Source organism: Kitasatospora sp. NE20-6, assembly GCF_045862635.1.
Genome location: NZ_BPRL01000082.1, coordinates 35,874 through 44,521, shown reverse-complemented (window position 1 = coordinate 44,521; position 8,648 = coordinate 35,874). Strand labels below are relative to the sequence as shown.

Here is an 8,648-nt window from a genome sequence, read left to right as displayed (position 1 = left end):
CGAACCAGTCGCCGCCGATCTCGGCGCCGTCGGTGGCGGGGAGGTAGTGGCCGGCGGTTTCCAGGGTGGTGGTGCGGGTGGTGGCGCGGGGCAGGAGGCGTTGCTGGAGGGCGACGGCGGCGCGGTGTTCGCGGGTGTAGCGGCGGGCGTTGTCGACGGCGAGTGCGGCATGCGCGGCGACCTCGGACAGCAGGTCGGTGTCCTGCTGGTCGAAGGGCTCGGGGCGTTCGGTGCGCCAGACGGCGGCTACGCCCAGCACCAGGCCACGGGCGAAGAGCGGCGCGATGGCCAGGGAGTGGCCCGCGTCGGGGGCGGCCGAGCGGAGGAAGGCCGGGTCGGCGAGCGCGCGCTCCAGGGTCGCCCGGTCGGCGACGACCGCGCGTCCCTGCTGGAACAGGCGGATCAGCGGGCTGTCCGGGAACGGGGGGATGACCGCCCCCGGCTGGAAGAGCTCCGCGGGCCAGTCGCCGTGCGCGGAGCGTACGGCGGTGCGGCGCAGCTGCAGGTCGCCCCCGCCGAAGGTCCTGGGCGGATCGTCGCCGACCGTCACGGCCTCGGCGAGGTCGATCCAGGCGAGGTCGCCGAAGGCGGGCACCAGGACGTCGGCGATGTCCTGGGCGGTCCGGGCGACGTCCAGCGAGCGTCCGATCGCGGTGGACACCCGGTGGCGCAGCTCCAGGCGGCGGGCCGCCTCGAAGTGCGCGGTGGCGTCGGTGAACATCACGGCGACCCCTTCGGGCCGACCGCGGGCGTCCTCCAGCCGCAGGGCGGACACCGAGAACGCCCACTCCGCGGCCGGGTGGCCGCGCGTGCGTGCCCGCAGCTCGCGGGCCACCACCGGCTCCCCGGTCTCCAGCACGTCGTGCAGGGCGGCCTCGGCCTTTGCGGCGTCCTGCGGCTCCACCCCTTCGGGCAGGCGGCTGCCGGTCGCGAACAGCAGGCCTTCGAAGGCGGCGGAGTCGAGATTGCTGCGCACGATGGCGAGTTCGGTGTCCCGCAGGACGAACCCGATCCTGTCCTGGGTGAGCAGGGCGCGGAGCAGGGCGGTGCCCTGCCGGGTCTCGGTGTCCAGGTCGGCGGTGACGGCCAGGACGAGGAAGCGGGACGGGGACGCCGTGGGCAGGACGCGGTAGCGGACGGTGACCGTCCGTCCCGCGCCGCCGGTCAGCCGGGCCGTGCCGGTACGGGGGCGGTCGCCGTCGGCGGGGAGGGCGGAGGGGAGCGCGGCGGGCCGCTCGGCCGGGTCGGCGATCAGCCGCAGCACCGAGCGGCCGCGGATCTCATCGGCCGGGCGGCCCAGCAGGTCGGCGGCCGCCGGGGAGCACCACCGCACGACACCCCGGGCGTCGACCAGGGCGGCCGCGACATCGGCGAGAACGCCGTCCTCGCTGGTGGGGAAGGCACTCATCGTGCTGCTCACCGCCTGGTGTCGTGCTCGCCGCCCGGGCCGGAACCCTGCGAGGCTCCTCCCTGGGGACGGCCTGTCCTGGTTACGACTGATTCTCCCTGATACGTGCACCTCCGGCTCGGCCGTTCGTACCGGAGGTCGGGCCGGGCTTCGCGGTGCCGGGGACGGCCGGCCGTTGCCGGAGGGTGACCGCCGTGTCGACGGACGTGTCGACCGCGGCCCGCCCGGGGGTGTCCGGACGTGACCGCGGCCGAGACGCGGGGGCTAGGCGGTCGTCCTGACGGGGAGCTGCAGGTAGGACGTGTGGTCCCCGCCGGTGTGGACGACGTGCTTCCCGCTGTTGCGGGGGATGTAGTCACGCGTGCCGGGCATCATCCCGCCGAGCGCGTTGTGTCCGCTGACGACCAGCCGGAGCTGCTCGCCGGGGTGGAACACCAGGCCGACCGGGAACAGGTCGACCTCGATGTCGACGATCTCGCCGGGGCTCAGCTTCTCGATCCGGTCGAAGGCGTGGGCCGGCACGTCGTCGGTGGTCAGGGCCTTGTCCAGGTGCCGTGCGGACACGCGCAGACGTCCGTTGGAGCCCTTGTACCGCAGCACGGAAGCGCCCCGCTCGGTCACGTCCTGCATCAGCGCGCCGTGGTTGGGCACGGTGAACTGCTGCAGCGGCGTGCCGTGGCGGTCCAGCTTCTGGACGAGGACGAACAGGTCCATGTCGTCGGAGCCCTCCGACTCGACCCACAGCCGGGCCTTGGGGTAGCCGACCAGCGTCGTCTCCTCGTCGAAGCGGACGACGAAGGAGGCCTGGCCCGGGCCTGCTTCCGTGTCGTAGACCGCCTTCGCCGCTCCCGCGGGCGGCTCGGTGGCCAGCGTGCGGGAGAGGCCGTCGAGGTAGTACTTCGTGGAGGTGGTGCCCTCCGGGGGGAAGGCGTCCGCGGGCTGGTCGATGCGGTCGCCGCCTTCGAGGTCGAGCAGGCTGTAGCGGACGCGCGGCGTCCGCTCCCAGCCGTTGTCCTCGCCCTTGAGGTAGTGGTCGAAGAACCGCCGCAGGTCCTCGACGTTCTTCTCGTCGTAGTAGTCGGGCCACTCCTGCGTGTTGTGGATGCGGAGCCACTTGTCCTCGGAGGCGATCCTCCGCCAGCCGCGGAAGGTGCCTGCGGTGTGGAGCGTGTTGGAGTAGCTGGCGACGACGTAGGCCGGCACGGTGACCTTGTCGAACTGCGGGATCTTGTCCTCCCACAGGTCGTCGACCAGCGGGTGGCGTTCGGCCTCCGTGAGGATGTCCTCGCGCCGGTTGGTGCCGGCGTAGCTGTGCTTCTGGAGCCGCTCCGCGAAGCCGGTGTCGGGCATGCCGCCGCGCAGGACGAGGTCGCGGTAGACGTCGCTCAGGCCCTCCCACGGGTTGATCGCCGCCAGGTGGGGCGGCTGTTCGGCCGCGGTGAACCACTGGGCGATCGCGAGGTAGGAGGTCCCGCTCATCGCGACCTTGCCGCTGCACCAGTCCTGCACGGCCAGCCACTCGATCAGGTCGTGGCAGTCCTCGCCCTCCTGGCGCCCGAACATCGCGCTGTCGCCCTCCGACCGGGCGATGCCCCGGGGGTCGGGGTTGCAGACCGCGTAGCCCTGCGCGCACCAGTACGCCGGGTCGGGTCCTTCGAACTTCTGGAGTCCCGAGAGGGCCCCGTTGTCGATGCCGAGCATGCCGAACAGGGCGGTGACGCCGGGGGAGGTGCCGTGGCTCTTGCCGTAGGGGCTCCAGGCGACGAGGACGGGCACCTTCTCGGTGCCGGCGGGGCGGAACACGTCGACGTAGATGGTGACACCATCACGCAGGGTGACGGCGACGTCCCTCTCGAACACGACGTCGGTCGGCAGCGACCGGAAGCGAGGGTCGATCCGGGACCCTGCCGGCAGGGTCCGGGTGCCCGGCTCGAAGGCGCTCAGCAGCCCGTGCGCGGGGCCCGCCTCGTAGTGCGACGGCTCGAACGCCTTCTCTTCCTCACGCATGGCCATGTTTTTTCCTTGATCTGTGGGTGGTCGAGATCAGTTCGGTCGGCGATCGACCGCGCGTACCGCAGCGGCACGATCGGTGGGCTCTGCATCGCGGAGACGTGGCAGGTGCGCGACAGGACGCTCGGGGGTGCGAGGTCTGCGGCCCGGGAGGGAGGGGCGGCGACCGGGATGTCCGCACCCGCATGCTGTGCCGACCCGGCTCCGGGGGCGGTGTCCGGCCGGTCCGGCGCCGCGATCGCCTCGTGGACGTGCGGGCCCTGGGAGGGGGAGGGCCCGTCAGGTCCGACTTCGGTACATCTGTAAATGTACTCTGTAGCCGAGTTTCAGTCCAGGTCTGCGGGCGCACGGCGGGCGGCCGGGACCGCCGTCGTCCCGCCACCCGGGACCGTGCGGGACAAGGGCACAGTGTCGACACTTCGCCGCCGCCCCGAAGGGGTCGGGCCGTTCTCCCCTCTCTGAGGTGGGCGTTCCGGGCCGGGACGCGGCCCCGGTCGGGTCGGGGCCGTCCCGGAAGTGTCGGCAGGTTCGGGGTCGGCGTCGGATACGGTGGTGCGTGCAGCCCGTCCGTGCGGTCCTGCGGACCGCCGGAACGCCCTGTGGGAAAACGTGAAAGGCCGACATGCGATGACAGCACAGTCAGCTGGGGTGACGGACAGGACCGCCCACCCCGACGAGGTGAGCCGGGCCCACCACGCGCTGCGGCGCGCGATCATGCACGGCGAGCTGCGTGCCGGCGACCCGCTGTCGCAGGTCGAACTCGCCCGGCAGCTCGGGGTGAGCCGCGGCCCCCTGCGCGAGGCGCTCAGGATCCTGCAGCGCGAGGGCTTCGTCCAGCAGGAGTCCCAGCACCGTGCCCGGGTGACGGCCTTCAGTGACGAGGACCTCGACGAGCTGTATGCCATGCGGATCGGCCTGGAGTCGCTCGCGATCGGGATCGCCGTGCCGCGGATGACCGGGGAGCACCTCCGGCGGCTCGACCAGCTGCTGGAGGAGATGGACGAGAAGGCGCGCACCGGGGACGTCGAGCAGTGGGAGTGCCCGCACGAGCAGTTCCACCGTGCCCTGGTCCACCCGTCCGGTCCGCGGATGGAACGCGAACTCGCCCTGCTGTCGGACCATGCGACGCGCTACCGTCTGGCCTTCGTGTCCTGGAACCCGCTCGAATGGCAGGCCGGCACGAGCGAGCAGCACCGCACGATCGCCGAGGCGGTGAAGGCCCGGGACGCGAACGCCGCCGCGCAGGCACTGGCGGCCCACCTCGGCCGCACCGCCCTCGTCGTGCTCTCGATGGCCTCGCCCACGTACGAGCCCGTCCGGGTCCGCCGGGCCCTGGCTGCTGCCTGCGGCCGGTAGCCCCGCACCGCGGGATCCACGGAACCGCGGCCGCCGGTGCTCCCCGACCGCGTGTGCACCGACCGCGTGTGCACCGGTCCGGTGCGGGCCCCACCGGCTCGGGCATCCACCGGCTCAGGCCGCGCGGCTGCGCAGGGTCTCCGCGTGCCAGCGCCCCTGTGCCGTCCTGGTGAGGGCGAGGGGATGGTCGAAGCAGTCGCTGACGGTCCGGCTGGTCAGTACGTCGTCGACGGGGCCGGAGGACAGGACGCGGCCTGCTCGGAGCAGTGCGGCGTGGGTGGTGCCGGAGGGCAGTTCTTCCAGGTGATGCGTGACGATCACCGAGGCCAGTTCCGGGCGGGTGCGCTGGAGCGTGTCCAGGCTTTCCACGAGTTGTTCCCGGCCGGGGAGGTCCAGGCCGGTGGCGGGCTCGTCGAGGAGCAGGAGTCCTGGGTCCGGCATCAGGGCGCGGGCGATGAGGGCCCGTCCGCGTTCGCCCTGGGAGAGCACCGGCCAGCGGGCGTCGGCGCGCTCCGAGAGGCCGAGCGTGGCGATGAGCTTGTCGGCCAGCGCCATCTGGTCGGGGGTGGGGGACCAGCGGGGGGCGCGTTCGATGCTGCCGGTGAGGCCGGTGAGCACGACGTCGGACACCTTGAGCGCGGACTTCAGGGGGTGTCGCGGGTTGACGTGCCCGACCAGGCCGCGCAGCCTCTGCAGGTCGACGCGGCCGAGGGTGTGTCCCAGGACCTGGACCGTTCCCCGGGTGGGGTGGCTCACGGCGCCGAGCAGGCCGAACAGCGTGGTCTTGCCGGCGCCGTTGGGGCCGAGGAGCGCCCAGTGCTCGCCGGGGTGGACGGTCAGTGACACGCCGTCCAGCAGCAGCCTGCCGTCGCGCACGACGTCCACCCGGTCGGCCTGGAGTACGGGAGTGCGGGCCATGGGTTCCTCACGTGGTCGGGCAGGACGGCGGTGCTGCGGGAGGTGCCGGCCTCCTGGTCGGTTCCTGTGGGGCGCCGGAGCCGACGCTTGAAGGATAATGGTAGATGTAGCCTGTAGTCGAGTTCCAGGCGGCGCCGTCCCCGCCCGCCCCCCGGGGGTTTCAGGCCGGTGGTGCGGTGGGGATCCGTCGGCGGAAGCGGTCGGCCGCGAGCAGTACGGCGTCGTTGGCCTGCCGTTCGCCGATGGTGATCCTGACGCCGTCCTGGCCGTAGGGCCGCACGGTCGCACCGGCGGCGAGGCAGTGTTCGGCGAAGGCGGCGGTCTGCCGGCCGAGGCGCAGCCAGACGAAGTTGGCCCGGCTGTCGGGCGGGGTCCAGCCCTGCTCCAGCAGGGCTCGGTGGACACGTCCGCGTTCGGTGACCAGTTCCCCGACGCGTTCCATCAGTTCGGTCCGCCGGTCGAGGGACGCGACGGCGGCGCTCTGTGCCGTCGTGGAGACGCCGAAGGGTACGGCGACCTTGCGCAGCGCGTCGGTGACCGGCTCGTGGGCGACCGCGTAGCCGACCCGCAGTCCGGCCAGGCCGTAGGCCTTCGAGAAGGTCCGCAGGGCCACGACGTTCGGCCGGTCCCGGTAGAGCTCCAGGCCGTCGGCGCGGTGGGGGTCGTTGTCGAACTCCGCGTACGCCTCGTCCAGGACGATCATCACATCGGTCGGCAGGCGGTCCAGGAAGGGCTCCAGGGCGTATCGGCGCAGTGCCCTGCCGGTGGGGTTGTTGGGCGTGCACACGAGGACCAGCCGGGTGCGGTCGGTGACCGCCCGCGCCATCGCGTCGAGGTCGTGCGCCTCGTCCCCGGTGAGCGGCACCTCCACGGGACGCGCCCCGGAGAGGCGGGTGACGATGGGGTAGGACTCGAAGGACCGCCAGGCGTGCACCACGTCGTCGCCGGGGTCGGTGCTGATGTGCAGCAGCTGCTGGAGCAGCCCGCTGGAGCCGGTGCCGAGGGCGATGTGGGAGGAGGGGACGGAGAGGTGTTCCGCCAGCCGCTCCGTGAGCTCGGTGCAGTGCGGATCCGGGTAGCGGTGCATCCGCCCGGCGGCGGCGGCCACCGCCTCCAGCACGCCGGGGAGCGGGGGGTAGGGGCTCTCGTTGGAGGACAGCTTCCAGCCGGGGCCGCCGGTGGACGCGGCCGGCTTCCCGGGCACGTAGGCCGGGACGCTGTCGAGCAGGGGGCGCAGCCGGGGTGACGGGCCCCTGCCGGACGTGCTCGTGCTCATCGGATGCGCTCCCCGGCGATCCAGACGCCGGCGATGTTGCGGGTCGCGGTGATGTCCGTGGTCGGGTCGCCGTCGACGAGGAGCAGGTCGGCGCGCCTGCCCGGTTCGATCGTGCCGCGGTCGTCGAGACCGAACGTCCGGGCGGTGAGCGTGGTGGCGCCGCGGAGCGCCTCGACGGGGGTGAGCCCGGCGTCGACCATGAGCCCCAGTTCGTCGTGCAGGGACCGGCCGTGCCCGGGTGCGAACGGGACGCCGGGTGCGGAGTTCGCGTCGGTGCCGACCAGGAGCCGGATGCCGGCCTCGTGGAACTTCGCGACGGTGTCGCGGGCGTACTCGTACCTGAGCCCTGCCGCGGCCCGTACCGTGGCGATGCCCTGCATCATCGTCAGCGTGGGTGCGGAGATCATCCCGGCGGTCCGCATCTGCTGGACGGTGTCGTCGTCGAGGACGGCGTCCAGGGGGGGCGTGCGTGCTGATGTCGACCCCGGCCTCGACCGCGACGCGGAAGGCGCCGGTGGTGATCGAGTGCGCCACGACGAGGAGGCCGTGCTCGTGCGCGGCCTCGACGATCGCGTTCACCGTCTTCCGGTCCATGCCCGCGGGCGGGGCGGCCTCGGTGACGATCTTCACGTAGTCGGCGCCGTCGGCGACGCGGCGCTCGACGAAGGTGCGCGCCTCCTGCGGGGTCGTGACGATCCCGTCGGCGGGGAACCCGGGCATCCTGGCGTGGTTGCCGCCGGGGCCGACCGCGGGAGTCGTCGCGCTGAAGACCTGCGCCACACCTGTCCGGGCGCGCATGTCCTCGACGAACGGGAGCGGCCAGGCCGCCATGTCCATACCGGTGGTGACGCCCCACGTCGCCAGGTTCCACAGGTCGTCCCGGCCCAGGACGTGCATGTGGGCGTCGATCAGGCCCGGCAGCAGCACCTTGCCCCTGCCGTCGACCACGGAGTCCGGGTTCGCCGAGGCGACGATCCCCGTGCCCTCGACGTGGACGCGCCGGGGCTCCGTCAGGCCGTCGCCCGTGAACACGCGGACACCGTCGATCACTGTCGCCGTCGTCATGGGGGCTCCCTTGATAGTTTTCTTGAAAGCTATTATGAAAGCTACCACGAAAGCTTTACGGCTACACTGGGGGCATGACCTCCGCCATCACGAACGGTTCCGGCGACGAACGCCTGGCTCTGGTGTTCTCCCAGCACGTCGTGCGCCTGCAGGGCCTCCTTGAGCAGGCCATCGCCCCCACCCTGGCCGCACAGGGCCTCACGGCCGCAGAGCTCGACGTGCTCGGAGCGCTCCGCGTGGCCGGCAGCCCGTACCAGCTGCGGCCCAAGGAGCTCACGGCCCGGCTGCTGCTGACCACCGGCGGGCTGAGCAACGTGCTGCGCCGGCTCGACACCCGCGGCCTGGTCTCCCGCGTCCCCGACCCCGCGGACGGGCGAAGCCACAACGTCCGGCTGACGCCTGCGGGAGTCACCACCGCCCAGGCCGCGACCGCCGCCGCGACAACGGCGCTCCAGCGCCTCCTGTCCGCGGTGCCGGCCACGACACTGGAGGACGCGCTGCACCGGCTGCAGTCGGTCCTCGGCGCCGTCGGTGACACCTCGCCCGGGGCCCCCGCCGTCCGGCACCTCCCGGAGACCCACGCACCCGGATCCCGGACCGCCGACTAGCCTCGCC

8 protein-coding genes are annotated in these 8,648 nt (G+C 72.8%); 3 read left to right on the top strand and 5 right to left on the bottom strand.

Features of this window, described 5'->3' with window-relative positions; all coding sequences use genetic code 11:
• Together SNE206_RS36015 and SNE206_RS36010 are read right to left on the bottom strand one after the other, a co-directional pair.
• On the bottom strand, positions 1-1,408 hold a 1,408-nt coding region (locus SNE206_RS36015; RefSeq protein ID WP_407917793.1), incomplete at its 3' end, for a PAS domain-containing protein.
• Between the two features lie 264 nt (positions 1,409-1,672).
• Positions 1,673-3,421, bottom strand: a complete 1,749-nt coding sequence (locus SNE206_RS36010; protein WP_407917792.1) for a CocE/NonD family hydrolase — start codon at positions 3,419-3,421, stop codon at positions 1,673-1,675.
• 645 nt (positions 3,422-4,066) lie between these two features.
• Between SNE206_RS36010 and SNE206_RS36005 the strand changes: the two genes are divergently transcribed.
• The gene (locus SNE206_RS36005) at positions 4,067-4,774 is read left to right on the top strand and encodes a GntR family transcriptional regulator (protein WP_407917791.1); all 708 of its coding nucleotides are present in this window, start codon (positions 4,067-4,069) and stop codon (positions 4,772-4,774) included.
• 114 nt (positions 4,775-4,888) lie between these two features.
• Here the strand turns inward: SNE206_RS36005 and SNE206_RS36000 are convergent, their stop codons facing one another.
• The 3 genes from SNE206_RS36000 to SNE206_RS35990 form a co-directional block, all read right to left on the bottom strand.
• Positions 4,889-5,692: an ABC transporter ATP-binding protein gene (locus SNE206_RS36000; RefSeq protein ID WP_407917790.1), complete on the bottom strand. Its 804-nt coding sequence runs from the start codon at positions 5,690-5,692 to the stop codon at positions 4,889-4,891.
• Positions 5,693-5,852: 160 nt separating this feature from the next.
• Entirely contained in the window at positions 5,853-6,968 is a 1,116-nt protein-coding gene (hisC, locus tag SNE206_RS35995) for a histidinol-phosphate transaminase (RefSeq protein WP_407917789.1), read from the bottom strand.
• On the bottom strand, positions 6,965-7,375 hold the full coding sequence (locus tag SNE206_RS35990; protein WP_407917788.1) for an amidohydrolase family protein: 411 nt from the start codon (positions 7,373-7,375) through the stop codon (positions 6,965-6,967). Before SNE206_RS35990 ends, hisC begins: the two co-directional genes overlap by 4 nt.
• Between SNE206_RS35990 and SNE206_RS35985 the strand changes: the two genes are divergently transcribed.
• Together SNE206_RS35985 and SNE206_RS35980 are read left to right on the top strand one after the other, a co-directional pair.
• Positions 7,359-8,111 (top strand): hypothetical protein, encoded by a 753-nt coding sequence (locus SNE206_RS35985; RefSeq protein WP_407917787.1) that lies wholly within the window; start codon positions 7,359-7,361, stop codon positions 8,109-8,111. The genes SNE206_RS35990 and SNE206_RS35985 overlap by 17 nt on opposite strands.
• On the top strand, positions 8,108-8,641 hold the full coding sequence (locus SNE206_RS35980) for a MarR family winged helix-turn-helix transcriptional regulator (protein WP_407917786.1): 534 nt from the start codon (positions 8,108-8,110) through the stop codon (positions 8,639-8,641). Before SNE206_RS35985 ends, SNE206_RS35980 begins: the two co-directional genes overlap by 4 nt.
• Positions 8,642-8,648: the final 7 nt, after the last annotated feature.

Bases quoted from the DNA above. Each gene is read 5' to 3' on its own strand.
- SNE206_RS36010 (WP_407917792.1), bottom strand. From the start codon at position 3,421: ATGGCCATGCGTGAGGAAGAGAAGGCGTTCGAGCCGTCGCACTACGAG.
- SNE206_RS36000 (WP_407917790.1), bottom strand. From the start codon at position 5,692: ATGGCCCGCACTCCCGTACTCCAGGCCGACCGGGTGGACGTCGTGCGC.
- SNE206_RS35980 (WP_407917786.1), top strand. From the start codon at position 8,108: ATGACCTCCGCCATCACGAACGGTTCCGGCGACGAACGCCTGGCTCTG.
- hisC (WP_407917789.1), bottom strand. From the start codon at position 6,968: ATGAGCACGAGCACGTCCGGCAGGGGCCCGTCACCCCGGCTGCGCCCC.
- SNE206_RS35990 (WP_407917788.1), bottom strand. From the start codon at position 7,375: ATGATCTCCGCACCCACGCTGACGATGATGCAGGGCATCGCCACGGTA.